The sequence below is a fragment of the Streptomyces sp. NPDC050439 genome, from assembly GCF_040655335.1.
GTDB lineage: Bacteria > Actinomycetota > Actinomycetes > Streptomycetales > Streptomycetaceae > Streptomyces.
The window spans coordinates 852,233-871,888 of the sequence record NZ_JBFAJT010000003.1 but is presented as its reverse complement, the minus strand read 5'-3'; the positions used below and the strand labels follow the sequence as shown (position 1 = coordinate 871,888).

14 protein-coding genes are annotated in these 19,656 nt (G+C 69.9%); 4 read left to right on the top strand and 10 right to left on the bottom strand.

Features of this window, described 5'->3' with window-relative positions:
* The first annotated feature begins 55 nt into the window (after positions 1-55).
* A complete protein-coding gene (locus tag AB0I66_RS16955) occupies positions 56-1,435 on the top strand; it encodes a glycine--tRNA ligase (protein ID WP_363208595.1) in 1,380 nt (459 codons plus the stop codon).
* Between the two features lie 104 nt (positions 1,436-1,539).
* Positions 1,540-1,746 carry a hypothetical protein gene (locus AB0I66_RS16950; RefSeq protein ID WP_363208594.1) on the top strand — a complete coding sequence of 69 codons (207 nt, stop codon included), beginning with the start codon at positions 1,540-1,542 and terminating at the stop codon, positions 1,744-1,746.
* Between the two features lie 24 nt (positions 1,747-1,770).
* On the opposite strand, the gene AB0I66_RS16945 is transcribed toward AB0I66_RS16950, so the two are convergent.
* Both AB0I66_RS16945 and AB0I66_RS16940 read right to left on the bottom strand, forming a co-directional pair.
* Positions 1,771-2,199 (bottom strand): protein-tyrosine phosphatase family protein, encoded by a 429-nt coding sequence (locus AB0I66_RS16945; RefSeq protein WP_363208593.1) that lies wholly within the window; start codon positions 2,197-2,199, stop codon positions 1,771-1,773.
* Positions 2,196-3,671: an MFS transporter gene (locus tag AB0I66_RS16940; protein WP_363208592.1), complete on the bottom strand. Its 1,476-nt coding sequence runs from the start codon at positions 3,669-3,671 to the stop codon at positions 2,196-2,198. The genes AB0I66_RS16945 and AB0I66_RS16940 overlap by 4 nt, the downstream gene beginning before the upstream one ends.
* Positions 3,672-3,908: 237 nt before the next feature.
* Here AB0I66_RS16940 and dusB point away from each other — a divergent pair, with 237 nt between their 5' ends.
* Both dusB and ppdK read left to right on the top strand, forming a co-directional pair.
* Positions 3,909-5,039: a tRNA dihydrouridine synthase DusB gene (gene dusB, locus AB0I66_RS16935; RefSeq protein WP_363208591.1), complete on the top strand. Its 1,131-nt coding sequence runs from the start codon at positions 3,909-3,911 to the stop codon at positions 5,037-5,039.
* Positions 5,040-5,681: 642 nt separating this feature from the next.
* Positions 5,682-8,375 carry a pyruvate, phosphate dikinase gene (gene ppdK, locus AB0I66_RS16930; protein ID WP_363208716.1) on the top strand — a complete coding sequence of 898 codons (2,694 nt, stop codon included), beginning with the start codon at positions 5,682-5,684 and terminating at the stop codon, positions 8,373-8,375.
* 156 nt (positions 8,376-8,531) lie between these two features.
* Here the strand turns inward: ppdK and AB0I66_RS16925 are convergent, their stop codons facing one another.
* The 8 genes from AB0I66_RS16925 to nirB all read right to left on the bottom strand — a co-directional run bounded on the left by AB0I66_RS16925 (position 8,532) and on the right by nirB (position 19,655).
* Positions 8,532-9,086: a hypothetical protein gene (locus AB0I66_RS16925; RefSeq protein WP_363208590.1), complete on the bottom strand. Its 555-nt coding sequence runs from the start codon at positions 9,084-9,086 to the stop codon at positions 8,532-8,534.
* Between the two features lie 10 nt (positions 9,087-9,096).
* Positions 9,097-13,584, bottom strand: coding sequence for an RHS repeat-associated core domain-containing protein (locus AB0I66_RS16920; protein WP_363208589.1), 4,488 nt, complete (start codon positions 13,582-13,584; stop codon positions 9,097-9,099).
* Positions 13,585-13,749: 165 nt separating this feature from the next.
* Positions 13,750-13,923, bottom strand: a complete 174-nt coding sequence (locus AB0I66_RS16915; protein ID WP_363208588.1) for a hypothetical protein — start codon at positions 13,921-13,923, stop codon at positions 13,750-13,752.
* Positions 13,924-14,116: 193 nt separating this feature from the next.
* Positions 14,117-15,058, bottom strand: coding sequence for an oxidoreductase (locus AB0I66_RS16910; protein WP_363208587.1), 942 nt, complete (start codon positions 15,056-15,058; stop codon positions 14,117-14,119).
* Positions 15,059-15,169: 111 nt separating this feature from the next.
* On the bottom strand, positions 15,170-15,946 hold the full coding sequence (locus AB0I66_RS16905; protein WP_363208586.1) for an SDR family oxidoreductase: 777 nt from the start codon (positions 15,944-15,946) through the stop codon (positions 15,170-15,172).
* Between the two features lie 101 nt (positions 15,947-16,047).
* Positions 16,048-16,632, bottom strand: a complete 585-nt coding sequence (locus tag AB0I66_RS16900; RefSeq protein WP_363208585.1) for a TetR family transcriptional regulator — start codon at positions 16,630-16,632, stop codon at positions 16,048-16,050.
* A 45-nt stretch (positions 16,633-16,677) separates the two neighbouring features.
* Entirely contained in the window at positions 16,678-17,037 is a 360-nt protein-coding gene (gene nirD, locus AB0I66_RS16895) for a nitrite reductase small subunit NirD (RefSeq protein WP_363208584.1), read from the bottom strand.
* Positions 17,037-19,655, bottom strand: coding sequence for a nitrite reductase large subunit NirB (gene nirB / locus AB0I66_RS16890; RefSeq protein WP_363208583.1), 2,619 nt, complete (start codon positions 19,653-19,655; stop codon positions 17,037-17,039). Before nirB ends, nirD begins: the two co-directional genes overlap by 1 nt.
* Position 19,656 lies beyond the last annotated feature (1 nt).

Below are 19,656 nucleotides of genomic sequence, written 5' to 3'. Positions count from 1 at the left end.
GCCGCCGGTAACCTGAGTCATTCGCTTCGCCCACCGTCGTAATGAAGAGAGCACCGTGGCCGCCGACAAGATCGACAGCATCGTCAGCCTGAGCAAGCGCCGTGGCTTTGTTTACCCGTGCAGTGAGATCTACGGCGGCCAGCGTGCCGCCTGGGATTACGGGCCGCTCGGCGTCGAGCTCAAGGAGAACCTCAAGCGCCAGTGGTGGCGTTACATGGTCACTTCGCGCGAGGACGTAGTCGGCATCGACTCGTCGGTGATCCTGGCCACGGAGGTCTGGCAGGCCTCGGGTCACGTCGCGACGTTCTCCGACCCGCTGACCGAGTGCCTGTCCTGCCACAAGCGCCACCGCGCCGACCACCTTGAAGAGGCGTTCGAGGCCAAGCACGGCCGTCCGCCCGAGAGCCTGGCCGAGGTCAACTGCCCGCACTGTGGCACCAAGGGCCAGTTCACCGAGCCCAAGCAGTTCTCCGGCATGCTCTCCACGCACCTCGGCCCGACGCAGGACAGCGGCTCCGTCGCCTACCTGCGCCCCGAGACCGCGCAGGGCATTTTCACCAACTTCGGCCAGGTCCAGCAGACTTCGCGCAAGAAGCCGCCGTTCGGCATCGCGCAGATGGGCAAGTCCTTCCGCAACGAGATCACGCCCGGCAACTTCATCTTCCGGACCCGCGAGTTCGAGCAGATGGAGATGGAGTTCTTCGTCAAGCCGGGCGAGGACGAGAAGTGGCAGGAGTACTGGATGGAGCAGCGCTGGAACTGGTACACCGGCCTGGGCCTGCGCGAGGAGAACATGCGCTGGTTCGAGCACCCGAAGGAGAAGCTCTCCCACTACTCGAAGCGCACCGCTGACATCGAGTACCGCTTCCAGTTCGGCGGCAGCGAGTGGGGCGAGCTCGAGGGCGTCGCCAACCGCACGGACTACGACCTCTCCGCGCACTCCAAGGCGTCGGGCCAGGACCTGTCCTACTTCGACCAGGAGGCCGGCGAGCGCTGGACTCCGTACGTCATCGAGCCCGCGGCGGGCGTCGGCCGCACGATGCTGGCCTTCCTCCTCGACTCCTACATCGAGGACGAGGCCCCGAACGCCAAGGGCAAGCTGGAGAAGCGGACGGTCATGCGCTTCGACCACCGCATCGCCCCGGTGAAGGTCGCGGTGCTCCCGCTTTCCCGCAACCCGGAGCTTTCGCCGAAGGCCAAGGGCCTGGCGACCGCCCTCCGCCAGAACTGGAACATCGAGTTCGACGACGCGGGCGCCATCGGCCGCCGCTACCGCCGCCAGGACGAGATCGGCACGCCGTACTGCGTGACGGTCGACTTCGACACCCTGGACGACAACGCGGTCACGGTCCGCGAGCGTGACTCGATGAAGCAGGAGCGCGTCTCCCTCGACCAGATCGAGGGCTACCTCGCCTCGCGCCTGGTGGGCTGCTGACGCCTCTCGGCGCCAGATCCGCTCGGCCGTCGGCTGAGTGAAGGTTGAAAGAAGGCCCCGGTTCCGCATACGGAACCGGGGCCTTCTGCTGCACACTGTTCGCCATGCCTTCGATGACCACGAGCAAGGTCAGCAGATGGGACCAGCACGGGCGCGCGCATGTGGTGCACGTGCGAAAGGCGGGTGTGCAGCGGCAGTTGAGCTGCGACACGTGCGCCTGGAAGAAGCGCGTGCAGTTCCTGCCGTGGCTGAAGGCGGAGGAACACCTCGCGGAGGAGCACCAGGCGACGGTGGACCCTTCGGTGCCGTGACCTTCGGCCCCGCTACTGGCGTCGTCAGTTGAAGCGCCGCACGAATCTCCGCTGCCACGGTGTCTCCACCGCTCGCGGCGCGTAGTGCTCCCGTACGTAGGCCACCGCCTCGTCGGCCGGCACCCCGTCGAGTACCGCCATGCACGCCAACGCCGTTCCCGTACGCCCCTGTCCGCCGCCGCACGCGACCTCGACGCGCTCGGTCTGTGACCGCTTCAGGGCTTCGCGCAGGGCGGTGGCCGTCGCCGCGCGGTCGGTGGGCAGGCGGAAGTCGGGCCAGCGCAGCCAGCGGAACTCCCAGGGGACGGCGGGCGGTTCCTTGCCGAGGAGATACAGCGCGAAGTCGGGCGTCGGGCCGTCCGGGAGCGGATGCCGCAGGCCCCGGCCGCGGACGAGCCGGCCCGAGGGGAGTCGCAGTACGCCTGGTGCTGTGGGGTCCCAAGTAGCGGTCACGGCGCGAGCGTAGTGCGGGAGTCGGTGCCGGTGCCCGGTTTTTGGGGCACGGCCTCCAGGCGTTCGGCGGTGCGCCGGGCCGTCTTCCTCGCCCAGGGGCCGCTGGTCAGGGCGCCGAGAAGGAGGACCGCGAGGCCGCAGCCCGCGATGATCCACCAGGCGGGGCGGCTGGCCTCCGTGAAGGTGGCGGCGTACGAGGAGGAGCCCACCCCGGAGGCGAGGACGGCGCCGATGACGGCGACGCCGAGCGTCTGGCCGATCTGACGGCTGGTGGAGGCGACGGCGGCGGCGACGCCCGCCTGGGAGCGGGGCATTCCGGAGACGGCGGTGTTGGTGATGGGGGCGTTCACGAAGCCGAAGCCGAGGCCGAAGAGGACGTAGCCGATGAAGAGCGTGGCGTTCGTGGTCTCCGCGTCGAAGGCGGCGAACAGGACGCCGGACGAGGTCATCGCGACACCGGCGATCAGGAGGGGGAGGCGCGGGCCCCGGCTGCCGACGAGGCGGCCCGAGAGTGGGGCGCAGATGAAGGTCATCGCGGCCATGGGCAGCATCCACACGCCCGCGTGCAGGGCGTTCAGGCCGCGTACGTTCTGAAGGTAGAGCGTGGAGAGGAAGAGGAAGCCGCCAAGCGCCGCGAAGGCGCTGACCGCGATCACGGTGGCCCCGCTGAAGGGGGCGGAGCCGAAGAAGCGGAGGTCGATGAGGGGGTCGGCGCGGCGGGGCTCGTAGGCGAGCAGGCCGACGAGGGCGAGGAGCGCGGCGCCCGCGAAGGCGATGATCAGCGGCGAGGTCCAGCCCGCTGTCGGCGCCTCGATGATCGCGTACGTCAGGGCGCCGAGCAGCACCATGACCAGGAGCTGGCCCACGGGGTCGGGGCGGCGGGGCCTGGGGGCGCGGGACTCGGGGACGTAGCGGATGGTGAGGAGGAGCGCGGCGAGGCCGACCGGCAGGTTGATCCAGAAGATGGAGCGCCAGCCGACGGAGTCCACCAGGAGGCCGCCCACGAGCGGGCCCGCCGCCATGGAGATGCCGACGACGCCGCCCCAGACGCCGATGGCGCGGGCGCGTTCGCGCGGCTCGGTGAAGGTGTTGGTGATGATCGACATCGCGACCGGGTTGAGCATGGACCCGCCGACCGCCTGGAGCATGCGGAAGGCCACGAGGGATTCGAGGTTGGGCGCGAGGGAGCAGGCGACGGAGGCAGCCGTGAAGACCACGAGCCCCACCTTGAAGATCTTCTGCCGCCCCACGCGGTCCGCCGTCGACCCCGCGAGCATGAGCAGCGCGGCGAGCACGAGGGTGTAGGCGTCGATCGTCCACTGCATGCCCGAGATGCTGGTCCCGAACTCCCGCGCCATCGAGGGCAACGCGACGTTCAGAACGGTGTTGTCGAGACTGACGATGAGCAGACTCATACAACAGATACCGAGAACGAGCATGCGCCGACGGTGCGTGAGTTCTTGCTGGGGCATGGGTTCGACGGTATCCCGGGGGGATGGGGGGCGCCGGTTCAGGGCCGGTCGGGGGCGCCCGTCAGGGGCGCCCTGCAGGGGCGCGGGGAACGGCGCGAGCAAGCACAGCGGACCCGCACCCCGAGATGCGGCCTGCACCACCCCGCGAAGGCAGGCGCAAGGGCACGCACGCGGATGGGGGACAATAGGAGGTCTGCCCTCGCTTTAGTACCGCTCGCCCCGGAGGATTCCCGCGCCATGGAGCCCCAGCTTCAGATCGGCCCGCACGCCGTGCGGCCGCCCGTCGTGCTCGCACCCATGGCCGGCATCACGAACGCGCCGTTCCGGACGCTGTGCCGGGAGTTCAGCGGCGGCAAGGGCCTCTTCGTCAGCGAGATGATCACCACCCGGGCACTGGTCGAGCGCAACGAGAAGACCATGCAGCTGATCCACTTCGACGAGACCGAGAAGCCCCGGTCCATCCAGCTGTACGGCGTCGACCCTGCGACGGTCGGCAAGGCGGTCCGCATGATCGCCGAGGAGAACCTCGCCGACCACATCGACCTGAACTTCGGCTGCCCCGTCCCCAAGGTGACCCGCAAGGGCGGCGGCTCCGCGCTCCCGTACAAGAGGCCGCTCCTTCGCGCGATCCTCCGCGAGGCGGTCGCGGGGGCAGGTGACCTGCCGGTCACGATGAAGATGCGCAAGGGCATCAACGACGAGCACATCACCTTCCTCGACGCGGGCCGCATCGCCGTCGAGGAGGGCGTCACGGCCATCGCCCTGCACGGCCGCACGGCCGCCCAGCACTACGGCGGCACCGCCGACTGGGACGCCATCGCCCGCCTCAAGGAGCACGTCCCCGAGATCCCGGTGCTCGGCAACGGCGACATCTGGTCCGCCGACGACGCGGTGCGGATGATGAAGGAGACCGGCTGCGACGGAGTCGTCGTGGGCCGCGGCTGCCTCGGCCGCCCCTGGCTCTTCGCCGACCTGGTCGCCGCCTTCGAGGGCACGGGCGCGCCCAAGGCCCCTGACCTGCGAGAAGTCTCCAAGGTCATGCTGCGGCACGCGACCCTGCTCGGCGAGTGGATCGGCGACGAGGCCCGCGGTGTCATCGACTTCCGCAAGCACGTGGCCTGGTACCTGAAGGGCTTCGCGGTCGGCTCGGAGATGCGCAAGCGTCTCGCGATCACCTCGTCCCTCGCCGAACTGGAGGACGGCCTCGGCGAGTTGGACCTCGACCAGGCGTGGCCGACGGGAGCGGACGGCCCGCGCGGCCGCACGTCGGGCAACAACCGCGTCGTCCTGCCGGACGGCTGGCTGAAGGACCCCTACGACTGCGCGGGCATCAGCGAGGACGCGGAACTGGACACGTCGGGCGGCTGAGCCCCAGCCCCCTCCGCCTGCCCAGTCCGAGCCGCCTGCGCCGCCCGCGCGAGATTTGGCCTGAACACCTTTCCCTGCCGGGGTGCGCCACAGCCACCCCGTCGATGCCCCCTGCCCTGCTCGGCGCGTGGGCAGCCTCCGGCCTGCGCGCGAGCGGCGTACGACCGGTGCGCGAATCGTCTCGTCAGGCGTCCGGATACTGACATCTGGCCGCCTCAAACGGCGTGATTCTCGCCACCCCTGATAGGCATTGCGCTCAGATGAGCGCTTTCGGGGTGACTGCACTTCTCCAAGGGGTGGCACTCAGTGCCACTGCTCGATCATTCATGAGATGAACTCACATCTGAGAATGAGCCGCTCACATGAGCAAAACCCCTGGTCTACGGGGGTTGCGTCTTCAAGAGTTGAACGAATGATCGCCTGTCCAGCTACCGCTGGGTCACTTTCGATCTACTGGCGGACGGGTGGTTACGGCCGCATGACGCACAAGTGGACGTACCCATGCGCCTTCGATCTGGGTATGTTCCTCGCCGTCAGGGCAGCCACCGAGTCCTCGAGGAGTCGAGACCCGTGTCGGAAAACAAAGATCCCCACGTAGCGCAGAACGACGCGAACGACGCGAGCGACGCGAGCGATGCGGCGGTGAAGTTCGTTTACGACTTCACCGAGGGCAACAGGAACCTCAAGGACCTTCTCGGCGGGAAGGGCGCGAACCTCGCCGAGATGACCAACCTCGGGCTGCCCGTCCCTCCGGGCTTCACCATCACCACTGAGGCCTGCAAGACCTACCTCGCCAGCGGCGAGGAGCCGGTCGAGCTGCGCGACGAGGTGAGTGCGCACCTCGACGCCCTTGAGAAGACCATGGGCAAGAAGCTCGGTCAGGCCAATGACCCGCTGCTCGTCTCGGTCCGCTCGGGCGCCAAGTTCTCGATGCCCGGAATGATGGACACCGTCCTGAACATCGGGCTCTCCGACAAGTCGGTGACCGGTCTCGCCAAGCAGTCCGGCGACGACCGCTTCGCGTGGGACTCCTACCGCCGCCTCATCCAGATGTTCGGCAAGACCGTCATGGACGTGGACGGCGAGCTCTTCGAGGACGCCCTGGAGGCGGCCAAGGCCGCCAAGAAGGTCACGGTCGACACCGACCTGGAGGCCGCGGACCTGAAGAAGCTGGTCACGAAGTTCAAGAAGATCGTCAAGACCGAGACGGGCCGCGACTTCCCGCAGGACCCGCGCGAGCAGATGGACCTCGCCATCCGCTCGGTCTTCGAGTCGTGGAACACCGACCGCGCCAAGCTCTACCGCCGTCAGGAGCGCATCCCCGGCGACCTGGGCACCGCGGTCAACATCTGCTCGATGGTCTTCGGCAACCTCGGCCCGGACTCCGGCACGGGCGTCGCGTTCACCCGCGACCCGGCCAGCGGCCACCAGGGCGTGTACGGCGACTACCTGCAGAACGCGCAGGGCGAGGACGTGGTGGCGGGCATCCGCAACACCGTCCCGCTCGCCGATCTCGAGCAGATCGACAAGAAGTCGTACGACCAGCTCATGCAGATCATGGAGACCCTTGAGACGCACTACAAGGACCTCTGTGACATCGAGTTCACCATCGAGCGCGGTCAGCTGTGGATGCTGCAGACCCGCGTCGGCAAGCGCACCGCCGGTGCCGCCTTCCGCATCGCGACGCAGCTCGTCGACCAGGGCCTGATCGACGAGGCCGAGGCGCTGCAGCGCGTCAACGGCGCCCAGCTCGCCCAGCTGATGTTCCCGCGCTTCGACGACACCGCGAAGGTCGAGCAGCTCGGCCGGGGCATCGCCGCGTCACCCGGTGCCGCGGTCGGCAAGGCGGTCTTCGACTCGTACACGGCCATCAAGTGGTCGCGTTCGGGCGAGAAGGTCATCCTCATCCGCCGTGAGACCAACCCGGACGACCTCGACGGCATGATCGCGGCCGAGGGCATCCTCACCTCCCGCGGCGGCAAGACCTCGCACGCCGCCGTCGTCGCCCGCGGCATGGGCAAGACCTGTGTCTGCGGCGCCGAGGAGATCGAGGTCGACACCAAGCGGCGCCGCCTGACGGCCCCCGGCGGTGTGGTCATCGAAGAGGGCGACGTCGTCTCCATCGACGGCTCCACCGGCAAGGTCTACGCCGGTGAGGTGCCCGTCGTGCCGTCGCCGGTCGTCGAGTACTTCGAGGGCCGCATGCACGCCGGCGCCGACGACGCGGACGAGCTGGTCGGCGCCGTCCACCGGATCATGGCGTACGCGGACCGAGTACGCCGCCTCCGCGTCCGCGCCAACGCCGACAACGCGGAAGACGCGCTGCGTGCCCGCCGCTTCGGCGCCCAGGGCATCGGCCTGTGCCGCACCGAGCACATGTTCCTCGGCGAGCGCCGCGAGATGGTCGAGCGGCTGATCCTCGCCGACGCGGACGGTGAGCGCGAGGAAGCCCTCAAGGAGCTCCTGCCGCTCCAGAAGCGCGACTTCGTGGAGCTCTTCGAGGCGATGGACGGCCTTCCGGTCACCGTCCGCCTCCTGGACCCGCCGCTGCACGAGTTCCTGCCGGACATCACCGAGCTGTCCGTCCGCGTCGCCCTCGCCGAGTCCCGCAAGGACTCCAACGAGAACGACCTGCGCCTCCTCCAGGCCGTGCACCGCCTGCACGAGCAGAACCCGATGCTGGGCCTGCGCGGCGTACGCCTGGGCCTGGTGATCCCCGGCCTGTTCACCATGCAGGTACGGGCCATCGCCGAGGCCGCCGCCGAGCGCAAGAACGCCAAGGGCGACCCGCGCGCGGAGATCATGATTCCGCTCGTCGGCACGGTCCAGGAGCTGGAGATCGTCCGCGAGGAGGCCGAGCAGGTCATCGCCGAGGTCGAGGCGACGACCGGCGTGGCCCTGAAGCTGGCGCTCGGCACCATGATCGAGCTGCCGCGTGCCGCGCTCACGGCCGACCAGATCGCCGAGGCCGCCGAGTTCTTCTCCTTCGGCACGAACGACCTCACGCAGACCGTCTGGGGCTTCTCGCGGGACGACGTGGAGGCGAGCTTCTTCACGGCGTACCTGGAGAAGGGCATCTTCGGGGTCTCGCCCTTCGAGACCATCGACAAGGACGGCGTCGGCAAGCTGGTGCGGGACGCCGTGGCCGCGGGCCGCGCCACCCGCCCGGACCTGAAGCTCGGCGTCTGCGGCGAGCACGGCGGCGACCCGGAGTCCGTCCACTTCTTCCACGAGGTGGGCCTGGACTACGTCTCCTGCTCCCCGTTCCGTATCCCCGTGGCCCGCCTGGAGGCCGGCCGCGCCGCCTCCGAGTCGGCGGGCAGCGACCACCGGTAGTCCTGACGGACCACCGGCAGAACTCCGGGACCGACGCCGTGTCCCCGACCCTCACCGATGCGGCGTCGGTCCCGGTTCACCACGAAGGGGCAGCTCCCTGTGCGGGGGAGCTGCCCCTTCGGTCGTTCTCCGGCAGGGACGCTCCCTACTGGCTGCTCATTCCGCTCTCAGCTCGCGGCTGTTGGCCCGGTTCTTCGCGATGTTCCTTGTCTTCTTGGTGCGGGCCGACTCGGCGACCACGGCGAGTACCGCGGGCGACGTCGACCCCTCCGCCAGGTAGCGCTGCATCCAGTCCGTGACCTCCGCCAACTCGGCCGCCGTCGGCACGTGGCCGTCCTTGACGGAGAGGTAGAGCAGCCAGTCCTGGACACGGCGGCGAATGAAGTCGCGGAAGCCCTCCACGGGGAGCCGGTCGATCTCCGGCAGCAGGCCGTCCGACCACTGCCGGAACTCGGCGGGACCGCTCACCTGCCACGCGACCCTGTCCACGAGGGCGACCACTGCCGTCTTGGCCCCCATCTCGTTGGGGTCGCGCAGGATCGTGGCCACGATCGCGCGGTCCCGGTCGCGGCTCGGCGAGTCAGCGATCACCGAGACGACGCGGAGATACGCGGACGTTCGGACGTGGTCGTCCGCGACGGCCTCGTCGACGTCCACGTCGACGATCCCGGCCTCCGCCAGCAACTCGGCCACATCATCGTGCAATGTCATCGCTTCATCCCTACTTGCAGGGTTTCTTGGCGGCCTCTGCGGCCTCGCGCTGCTCCTTCGCAGCCCGTTCCTCCGCCTGGCTGCGCTTGCCGAGCTTCCTGACGGCGGTCCTGATCTGCGGCTTGAAGTGCTCCACCGCCTGCCGCTGCTTGCTCGAGAGCTCCGGCTGGTTGTGGAGGGGTTTGCCGTTCGGCCCGATCCTGACCTCGCGGCCTCCGCCACCGGTGACGTGAGCGTGCGCGGGCTTGTCGACGTCGTACTCGTGCACGACGATCTTCACGCCGTTCTTGCTGACGTCGAGGAGGGACAGACCCAGCGGGTCGATCCACATGAACGGGTTCGGGACGTAGTTGTGCGGTGCGAAGCCACCGGCCAGACCGATCGGGTCCGGGGTGAGGTAGCGGGCGCTCTCGGGGTCGTAGTGCCGGAAGTAGTTGTAGTGCAGCCCTGTCTCCGGGTCGTGGTACTGGCCGGGGAAACGCAGGGGTGTGTAGGCGGTGGCGCCCCGGTTCCAGACCGTGGTGCCCCAGAGGGTGGTCCGGGTGCGCCAGGCGATGTCGCCCTGTTCGTCGAGGAGTTCGGTCGGGGTCCCGACGAGGTCCGTGACGATGGCGTAGAAACGGGCGTCCACCTCCTCGTCGGTGAGGTGTTTTCGCTCGGTCTGGGCCAGGGGGCACAGTCCGTCATGGTCCCATGTGAGGGTCACCGATTCCGGTGCGCCCGGGGCGTGGCTCGTCTGTTCGCAGAGAGTCATGTCGTCCCAGGTGAAGTCGGTCTGTTCCGCCACGACCTGTTCCGCCGCGCCCTGTTCCGTCATGCGCTGCTTGGACACGCGGCGGCCCAGCGGGTCGTAGAGGTAGCGCCACCGTGTGCCGTCGGGGGTCACCACGGAGGTGAGGCGGTCCTCCGCGTCCCATGTGTAGCGCCAGGTGTCGGGCTTGCGGGACAGGCGGGTCTTCTGGCGCAGGGTGGTGCGGCCTGCTGCGTCGTATGCGTAGCGGACATTGCCTGCCGCGGTGATACGGGTGCCGGTGTAGGTGCGTGCGCCTGTGGCCTCCTGGCCCGGCATGGGGGCCGGCCAGGAGGCGTCGGTCTGGTTGCCCGCTTCGTCGTAGGCGTAGGTCTCCGTCCAGCCCGCCGCCTGGACCGCCGTGACGCGGCCTGCCGCGTCCAGGTCGAAGCGTCGCGCGCCGCCCAGCTGGTCCTCCATGCCGGTCAGCTGGTCGTCCGCGCGGTAGGTGTACGCGCGCCGCTGGATGTGCCTGCGGCCCGGGCCCATCAGCTCCTGTTTCGTCAGGCGGCCCACGGCGTCGTACCCGTTCGTGAGTGTCAGGGCCTCGCCCACCGTGCGGGTGAGTTCCCGGCCCGCCCCGTCGTGCGTGAACGCCAGCCTTCTGCCGGACGCGGTCAGTTCGGTGCAGCGGCCGGCCGCGTCGTACGTCCAGGTGCTCGTCGCGCCGGACGGTGTGGTGCGGCCGGTGCGGCGGCCCAGCGCGTCGTAGGTGTGGGTCAGGGTGCGGCCGTTGACCGTTTCCGAGAGCAGACGTCCTGCCCTGTCCCGCTCCAGGGTCAGGGTCACGTCCGGGCCCACCGCCTCGGTGAGGGCGCCTGTCGCGTCGTACGTGTAGCGCGTGATTCCGGCGCCCGCCACGTTCTGCGCGACCGTCCGGCCCAGCGCGTCACGCTCGAAGGTGATCACGTCGCCCATGGCCGTCGTACGGGTCGCCAGTCGGCCCGCCGCGTCATGGGCGTACGTCAGCGTGCGGTCGTCGAAGTCCGTCTCCGCCACCAGGCGGCCCGCCGGGTCGTACGCGTAACTCCACGTCAGGCCCTGTGGGTTGGTGACCCTGCGGAGCTGGAGCTGGGTGTCGTGCTCGAACTCGATGCGGGCGCCGTCGGGGCCTGTCCGGGCCGCGATCAGGTCGAAGTGCGTGTACTCGTGGGTCGAGACCGCGCCCATCGCGTCCGTGTGCGAGACGCAGTTGCCCTCGCCGTCGTACGTCCACGACTCCGACGAGCCGTCCGCCTCCGTACGCCGCGCCATCTTGCCCTCCACCGTCCACTCAAGCCGTGTGGTCGCGCCCGTCGGGTCCGTGATCGTGGACGGGCGGCCGAAGGCGTCGAGGGTGTAGCGGGTCACCGCGCCCAGCGGGTCGATGACTTCCAGCGGCAGGCCCGCCGCGTCGCAGCGCAGCTCGGTGGCGTGGCCCAGGGGGTCCGTGACGGTGGCCACGGCTCCGGTGGCGTGGTGGGTGAAGTGATGCGTCGTGCCGTCGGGGCCGGTCGCGCTGGTGCGGTTGCCGCGCTCGTCCCATGCCTGGCGCTGGACAGCACCGTCCGGGCCGACGAACTCGACCAGCAGATGGAGGTCGTTGTACTCCGCGCCGGCGTACGTGCCGTCCGGACCCCGCGTCGCGATCAGGTTGCCGTGCTCGTCCCAGGTGTTCTCGGTGCGGTGCCCCAGCGCGTCGGTGCGGACGAGCAGGTCGTTCCGGCTGTTCCACTCGGTGCGGACGGTGCCGCCCAGCGGGTCCGTCTCGGACAGGAGCTGGCTGAGGTCGTTGTAGCGGTAGACGGTGGTCTCGCCGAGGGCGTCCGTGTAGCGGGTCTCCTGCTCGTCGGCGCGGTACTCGACGGTGCAGGACAGGTGGCCCGCGGTGCTCTCGCCGCGTACGCAGCGGTCTTCGTCGTCGTAGGTGAAGCGGTACCAGGTGTCGTTGCTGTCGGTCCAGGACGTGACGCGGGCCCGGTCGTCGTAGTCGAGGCGCAGCCTCAGCGCGGCCGAGTCGTGGACCTCGGCCAGATTGCCGACCTCGTCGTAGCCGTACGCGGTCACCAGGGTGCTGCCGGTGCCGGTGACTGTGCCTGCTTCGGTGCCGGTGCCTGTGGCGGGCGTGAGCAGGCGCAGCGCGGTGATGCGGTGGTCGTCGGTGTCCACCGCCAGGTGGTAGCCGCCCGTGTGGCGGACCGCCGTGGGGGCGCCGGTGGGGTCGCGGTCTATGTCGATGCGGTTGCCGTTGCGGTCGGTGATGGCTCGCAGCGGCAGGGGCTTCGTGTCCGCTGTGCTGTCGGGCGTGACCGCTGTGCTGTCGGGCGTGACCGGCAGGAAGTGGCGGACGTGGCCGGTCTGCGGGTCCGCGACCGTGACCGTGCCCGCGTCGTCGACGGTCAGCGGCCGGCGAGGGCCGTGGGCCGGGAGCAGCGGTTCACCGCCGGGGGCGGGGTGGGGGTAGGACAGCAGCTGGCCGTCCTCGGTGACGTAGATCAGACCTTCGTCGTCGACTTCGACCCGCTCGTCCAGCGTCGAGGCCCACGAGTCGCCGTACCAGTGGCCCCATCGGTACGTGGACAGGTGCGTGCGGTGGAGGACGAGCGGGAGCAGGCCCGGCAGGGCGATGTCGGTCTGCTCCATGAGCATTTCGCCGGAGACCATGTCGATGGGGTCGCCGTTCTTGCAACGGCCCTTGGCCGGCTTGCCCTTGCCCGCCACCTTCTTCATGCCGCCCGAGAGGGCCTTGCGGAGTCCGCCGGCACCGGAGCGCAGTCCGCGGGCGGCGGACTTGAGGCCCTTGGCCGCTCCGGCCAGGCCGCGGAGGGAGGTGAGTGCCTTCATGCCGGGGATGCAGTCCAGGGCGGCGAAGGCGACGTCGAGCAGCCCGGCTTCCCCGTTCGCATATTTATGGAGAGTGTCGGCGAGGACGACGAGAGCGGCCACGAGGACGATCGCGGCGAGGATGGGCCCGCCGACGATCATCGCGATGACGCCGAGGACGGCGACGACGACCTTGCAGACGGCGACGATGGTGTCCCAGTTGTCGGTGACCCAGTCGCCGACTTCTTCCCACCACTTGCGGTTCTGGATGCCCGCGTCGGAGGCATCCTCAAGCTTCTTCTTCGCCGTCCCGGCCGCGTTCTCGCGCATCTTGCGCGCGTCCTCGGCCATCTTCTTCGCGGCGTCGAGGTGGCTCTTCGCGGCGGAGACGTCGGACTTGGCGGCCGTCTGGGCCTTCTCGGCGGAGTCGGCGTTGCGGGTGGCGGCCTTGACCTTGTCCGGGTCGGGTTTGGGGACGTCCTTGCCGGCCTTGGTGCCGCCGTCCTCGTCCTTGTACTTGTCGGCTTCCTTGCCCGCGCGCTCCATCCAGGAGTCGGCGGAGGTCAGGCGGGACTGGGCGGCAGAGAGGCTGGTCTGGGCCTCGCGGCCTTGGGCCAGGGCCTTGTCGGCCAGGGCCTGGGAGCGTTCCAGCTCCGGCCAGTACGCCGAGAGCGCGTCCCCGGCCATCTCGTAGCTCTTTTTGAGCTTCTTCAGCTTGCCCGGGGCGTCCTCGAACTCCGCGGTGAAGGACTCCGCCGTCTTGCCCGCCCAGGTGAGGATGGCGTCCTCGCCTGCCATCCCCTTGATGTCCCGCAGGACTTTTGAGACGTCGTCGGCGAAGTCGTGCAAGTTCTTCGCCAGGTTCCGGACCCGGTCCGGATCTCCGGGCGTTGGGTCCTTGTCCAAGTCAAGGACATGCCAATCCGCTGGACGGTTCGACACCGAAACATTCCCCCGTTACGTCACACACTTACGTCCTCAGACGCACCAGAAACCCATCTGGCAGTGCTCGCGCAACGGTATCCGGTCCAGCAGGCCCTCTGGCGTGCGCAGATGCCGCTCCTCCGGGCGTCAGCGGCGTGCCTCGCGCAGCATGGCCGCCAGGGCCCGCCGGGTGGGGCACTCACGCCAGTTGCACTGGCAGCGGGGGCAGTTCAACGCGTGGGCCAGCATCGCCCGGTATGCCAGGTCCGCCGGGTCCTCCGCCAGCCCGGCAGTGCTCCTGCGCCCGCCCTGCTCCACCATGTCGACTCCGTCCAGTCTCCCCGTGCCCCGGGCCGCTCGCGGTTGCCAAGGCCTTACCGCACCACTTCCGTTGATCCGGGGTCGATGGACGCAGCGAGGAGGCATATGCGGCCGAACAGTGGGTGTGCGGAACACGGAGTGCGCCCCCTCGGTGCGTCCGGAGTGAGCGGTGGGGCTGCTCGGGCGGGCCGTCTCACCCTTTCAGTGCCGCGTACCGCACCCCCGTGAGTCCCTCCGACGCCTCCCAGAGCCGTTCCGACGCCGTGTCGTTCAGGGTCCACTTCGCTCGCCAGGAGCGGGCCGGGGCGCCCTGCCATCCCAGTACCCGGGGGCCGGTGAACGAGTCGGGGCGGACCGCCGGTGCCGTGGCCGCGTACAGGGTCGGGAGCGCGCCCTTCGCCGCGGGCTGGGCCACGACGCGGTTGCCCAGCCACATCACGCGTTCCACGACCTTGCGGCCCTCCATCTTGGGCGCCGCCGCCTGGAGGTTCGTCTCCGCGTATCCGGGGTGCGCCGCCGCGGCCACGGTGTCCGAGCCCGTGGCCGCGAGGCGTCGTGCCAGCTCGTGGACGAAGAGGAGGTTCGCCGTCTTGGAGCGGGCGTAGGCGATCCAACGCCGGTAGTCGCGCTCGCTGTTGAGGTCGCCCATGTCGATGTTCGCCAGTGCGTGGACGGCGCTGGACACGGTGATGATCCGGGCCCCCGGTGTACGCAGGAGCCGGGGCAGGAGGAGGCCGGTGAGCGCGAAGTGGCCCAGGTGGTTGACCCCGAACTGTGTCTCGAAGCCGTCCGCCGTCTGCCGGTAGGGCAGCGCCATCACGCCCGCGTTGTTGACGAGAAGGTCGAGGCCGCCGCCGGTCGCGTCGTCGCGGTCGTACGACTCCGCGAACTCCCGTACCGAACCCAGGTCACCCAGGTCGAGACGCCTGAACTCCGCCTGCGCGGACGGAACTTCAGACCGCAGTTGTTCCAGTGCCCGCGTGCCCCGCTCCTCGCTTCGGCAGGCGAGCACCACGCGGGCGCCACGACGGGCGAGTTCGCGCGCGGTGACGTAGCCGATGCCGCTGTTGGCGCCGGTGACCACGGCGCTGCGGCCGCTCTGGTCGGGGATGTCGCTCGCGTTCCAGCCCGTCATGACACAGCTCCCTCGGCTCTCTGCTCACTGCTCTCTGCTTGGGCGCACGCCTCTTCTTACCCGAGAGTAGGGGCGCGCGCCCAAGGCGGGGAGGCCGGGGAAGGCGGGGAGTCAGGCCGCGGCGCCCCCGTCGATCACCAGGTCCGCGCCCACCACCGACGCCGATTCGTCCGAGGCGAGGTAGAGCACGGCGGCCGCGACCTCCGCGGTCGACGAGACGCGGCCGAGCGGCGTCGCGCCCTTCATCCGCTCCGCCCGCCCGGCCTCGCTCTCGCCCGGACGCAGCGACATGGTGGTGTCGGACGAACCGGGGCTCACCGCGTTGATCCGCACCCCTTCGCCGATGTACTCGACCGCGGCGCCCTTGGTCAGCGCGGAGACGGCGGCCTTGGTGACGCCGTAGCCGATGGTGCCCGGCAGGCTGGTGTGGGCGCCGAGGTTGGAGGAGACGTTGACGATCGCCCCGCCGCCCGGCTGCGCACGCATCTGCCGCACCTCGGCCTGGAGCGCGAGCAGTACGCCGGTGACGTTGATGTCGAGCATCGTCCGCCAGTCCTCCTCGGGCAGCTCCGCGACCGGCTGCCCCGCACGCAGGATGCCCGCGTTGTTGACGGCCACGTCCAGCGAGCCGAACCGCTCGACGGTGGCATCGACCAGCGCGGCGAGGTCCGCGGAGCGCGAGACGTCGGCCGGGACGGCGAGCGCCGTGCCGCCCGCGTCCTCTATGAGGCCCACGGTCTCCTTGAGGGGGCCCTCGGTGCGCCCGGCGACGACGACGTTCGCGCCCTCGGCGGCGAAGGCGAGCGCCATGGCGCGGCCTAGACCGGAGCCGCCGCCGGTGACGAGGGCGGTGCGGCCGGCGAAACGGGTGCGCGGTGCTGAGGTCATGACGGAACTCTTTTCTTGAGTTGTTTCCTGCATTAATTCTTGAACGATCGGTTCAGTATCAGGGCATGAAAAAAGAGGCCAGGGGACCGAGGGGGCGGGGCTCAGTCGAGCAGGGTCAGCGCCTGTTCCGTCGCGTCCCGCACCCGCGCCGGGTCCTTCGAGGCCTTGCCGACCACGCGCACCCCCTGCATCAGGGTCAGCAGCATGCGCGCGAGGGCGAGCGGGTCGCGGTCCTCGGGGAGTTCGCCCTGTGCCTGGGCGCGGACGAGCGCGGAGTGCAGCAGCGTCTCCATGTGCTCCCAGCTGCGTTCGACGCGGCGGGTCGCCGCCTCGTCGTGCGGGCCGAGCTCGGCCGCCGTGTTGGTGATGAAACAGCCGTTCAGGCGGCCCGTGTCGGAGGCCGCCTCGGCCCCGAAGCGGCGGACCAGCGAGCGGACGGCGGGCAGTGCGGGGCCGGGCTGCGAGAGCTCCGCGAGCAGCCGCGGGTCCTGGGACTCGGCGTACCGCTCCAGCGCCTTCAGGTACAGGTCGTGTTTGTTGCCGAAGGTCGCGTAGAGGCTGGCGCGGCCGATGCCCAGCTCCTCGACGAGGTCGGCCATCGACGTCGCCTCGTAGCCGCGCCGCCAGAACAGCTCTAGGGCCGACTGGAGCGCGGCGTCCGGATCGAATTCCTTGGTCCTGGCCACGAGGAGAGACTAGGTCTATCTGGAACGCTCGGTCAAGTAAAGCTGCTAGGCCAGCCGGATCCGGTGCGTCTGGACCGTCACCGAATCGTCGTCCAGGCACCGCCCCGTCTCCAGGTCGAACCGCTGCTTCAGGAGCGGCGACGCCACGAACGGCCGGCCCGCCGCCGCGCCGAGCAGACCGCGCGAGAGCACCGCGGCGCCCGTGAACGGGTCACGGTTGTCGATCGCGTACGCGCGGCCCGCGCGGTCGATGAAGAGCGCGGCCTGGCGGCCGTCGGGGAGCAGCGCGGCGATGCCGCGGCCCGGCTGGAGGTGCGCACGGTCGCAGACCTCGAACCAGTCGTCCTCCAGGCGGAGTTGAACCCTCGTTGAAGTGCTCGTCGAAATGCTCGTCGAAATGCTCATCAGGATGCAGCACCTTCCAGGTCGCGGGGGCGGGAGCCGATGGAGAGCAGCGGCAGGTCCGGCTTGATCTGGTCCCGTTCCGGGACGAAGCTCACGGTCGGGTCCGGCACGTCGGGCGCGTTCACGAAGGACACGAACCGCGCGAGCCGCTCGGGATCGTTGATGGTCTCGGACCACTCGTCGCGGTAGTGCGCGACATGGTCGGCCATCAGGGCCTCCAGTTCGTCGCAGAGGCCGAGCGAGTCATGGACGACCACGTCACGCACGTGGTCGAGGCCGCCCTCGATCCGCTCCAGCCAGGTCGACGTGCGCTCCAGGCGGTCCGCCGTACGGATGTAGAACATCAGGAACCGGTCGATGAGGCGCACCAGTTCGGCGTCGGACAGATCCTGCGCGAGCAGGTCCGCGTGGCGCGGCGTCGCGCCGCCGTTGCCGCCCACGTACAGGTTCCAGCCGCTCGACGTGGCGATCACCCCGAAGTCCTTGGACTGGGCCTCCGCGCACTCGCGGGCGCAGCCCGAGACGGCCGACTTCAGCTTGTGCGGGGAGCGCAGGCCCCGGTAGCGCAGCTCCAGGTCGATCGCCATCCGGACCGAGTCCTGCACGCCGTAACGGCACCAGGTCTGCCCGACGCAGGACTTCACCGTCCGCAGCGACTTGCCGTACGCGTGGCCCGACTCGAAACCGGCGTCCACCAACCGGGTCCAGATCAGCGGCAGTTGCTCGACACGCGCGCCGAACATGTCGATGCGCTGGCCGCCGGTGATCTTCGTGTAGAGGCCGAAGTCCTTGGCCACCTCACCGATCACGATCAGCTTCTCCGGGGTGATCTCGCCGCCGGGGATGCGTGGCACGACCGAGTAGGAGCCGTTCTTCTGGAGGTTGGCGAGGAAGTGGTCGTTGGTGTCCTGGAGGGAGGCCTGCTCGCCTTCCAGTACGTAGCCGTCGGCGCCGATCGTCGGGGCGAGCGAGGCGATGATCGAGCCGACCGTGGGCTTGCAGGTCTCGCAGCCCTCGGTGCCGCGCGCCGCTTCCCGGCCGTGCGTGTCGAGGAGTCGCCGGTACGAGGTGATCCCCAGGGTGTGGATGATCTCGTACAGCTCCTGGCGGGTCTGGGCGAAGCAGCCGCACAGGCCCTTGTCGACCTCGACGCCCGACGCCTCCAGCTCGTCGTTCACCAGCTGGCCGAGCACCTTCACGCAACTGCCGCAGCCCGTACCGGCCTTGGTGCACTTCTTCACCTCGGGCACGGTCGTGCAGTTGTGTTCGGTGACGGCCCCGCGGATGGAGCCCTTGGTGACGTTGTGGCAGGAGCAGATGACCGCCGAGTCCGGCAGCGAGGACGGGCCGAGCGCCACCGGGCCGCCCGCGCCCGCGGGAAGCACCAGCTGCTCCGGCGAGACCGGCGGCACGCTGCCGGTCATCGGCCGCAGCACGCCGTACGCCTCCGCGTCACCGACCAGGACACCGCCGAGCAGCTCGCCGCCCGCGCCGATGACCAGCTTCTTGTACGTGCCCGAGCGCGAGTCGGAGTAGACGACGTCCAGGCAGTCCGGGGTCGCGCCGTGCGCGTCGCCGAAGGAGGCGACGTCCACGCCGAGGAGCTTCAGCTTGGTGGAGAGGTCGGCGCCGGTGAAGCTCGACTCCTCCGCGGAGATCGAGGCGGCTACGGTCTCAGCCATCTCGTAGCCGGGCGCGACCAGGCCGTAGACCCGGCCGTCCGACGCCAGGGCGCACTCGCCGATCGCGTACACGGACGGGTCGCTGGTGCGGCACTGCTCGTCGACGGTGATGCCGCCGCGCTCGCCCACCGAAAGACCGCAGTCGCGGGCGAGTTGGTCGCGGGGCCGGACACCGGCGGAGAACACGACGAGGTCGGTGGCGAGTTCACTGCCGTCCGACAGCTTCATCCCGGTGACGGCGCCCTCCGTGCCGACGATCTCCTGCGTGCCGACGCCCGTGTGCACGGTCAGGCCCATGCCGGTGATGGTGCGCAGGAGCGCGGCGCCGCCGCCCTCGTCGACCTGTACCGGCATCAGACGCGGCGCGAACTCCACGACGTGCGTGTCGAGTCCGAGCCCGCGCAGCGCGCCCGCCGCCTCCAGGCCGAGCAGCCCGCCGCCGACGACGGCACCGGTCGTGGCGTACGTCTTCGCGTACTCCTCGATGGCGAGCAGGTCCTCGATGGTGCGGTAGACGAAACAGCCCGTGGTGTCCTTGCCCGGCACCGGCGGCACGAAGGGGAAGGAGCCGGTCGCGAGGACCAGGGTGTCGTAGGCGAAGGTCTGCCCCGAGCGCGCCGTGACGGTCTTCGCGTCGCGGTCGACGGTCTCGGCCGGGTCGCCGACGTACAGCTCGATGCCGTGCTTCTCGATGAACTCCGGGTCCGTGAGGGAGAGTTCGTCGGGCGTGCGGCCCGCGAAGTACGAGGTGAGCTGGACGCGGTCGTAGGCGGGACGCGGCTCCTCGCACAGGACGACCACGCGGTGGTTGTCGGTGAGGCCGCGGGCGGCGATGGCCTCCAGGAAGCGCTGGCCGACCATGCCGTGCCCGACCAGGACGATGGTGTTGTCGTGCGCGCTGTGGCGGGGGCGGGGGGTGTCCGTGTCCGTGGGCATC

Coding starts and splice junctions, on each gene's coding strand:
- AB0I66_RS16950 (WP_363208594.1), top strand. CDS start 1,540: ATGCCTTCGATGACCACGAGCAAGGTCAGCAGATGGGACCAGCACGGG.
- AB0I66_RS16940 (WP_363208592.1), bottom strand. CDS start 3,671: ATGCCCCAGCAAGAACTCACGCACCGTCGGCGCATGCTCGTTCTCGGT.
- dusB (WP_363208591.1), top strand. CDS start 3,909: ATGGAGCCCCAGCTTCAGATCGGCCCGCACGCCGTGCGGCCGCCCGTC.
- AB0I66_RS16925 (WP_363208590.1), bottom strand. CDS start 9,086: ATGACATTGCACGATGATGTGGCCGAGTTGCTGGCGGAGGCCGGGATC.
- AB0I66_RS16915 (WP_363208588.1), bottom strand. CDS start 13,923: ATGGTGGAGCAGGGCGGGCGCAGGAGCACTGCCGGGCTGGCGGAGGAC.
- AB0I66_RS16910 (WP_363208587.1), bottom strand. CDS start 15,058: ATGACGGGCTGGAACGCGAGCGACATCCCCGACCAGAGCGGCCGCAGC.
- AB0I66_RS16905 (WP_363208586.1), bottom strand. CDS start 15,946: ATGACCTCAGCACCGCGCACCCGTTTCGCCGGCCGCACCGCCCTCGTC.
- nirD (WP_363208584.1), bottom strand. CDS start 17,037: ATGAGCATTTCGACGAGCATTTCGACGAGCACTTCAACGAGGGTTCAA.
- nirB (WP_363208583.1), bottom strand. CDS start 19,655: ATGCCCACGGACACGGACACCCCCCGCCCCCGCCACAGCGCGCACGAC.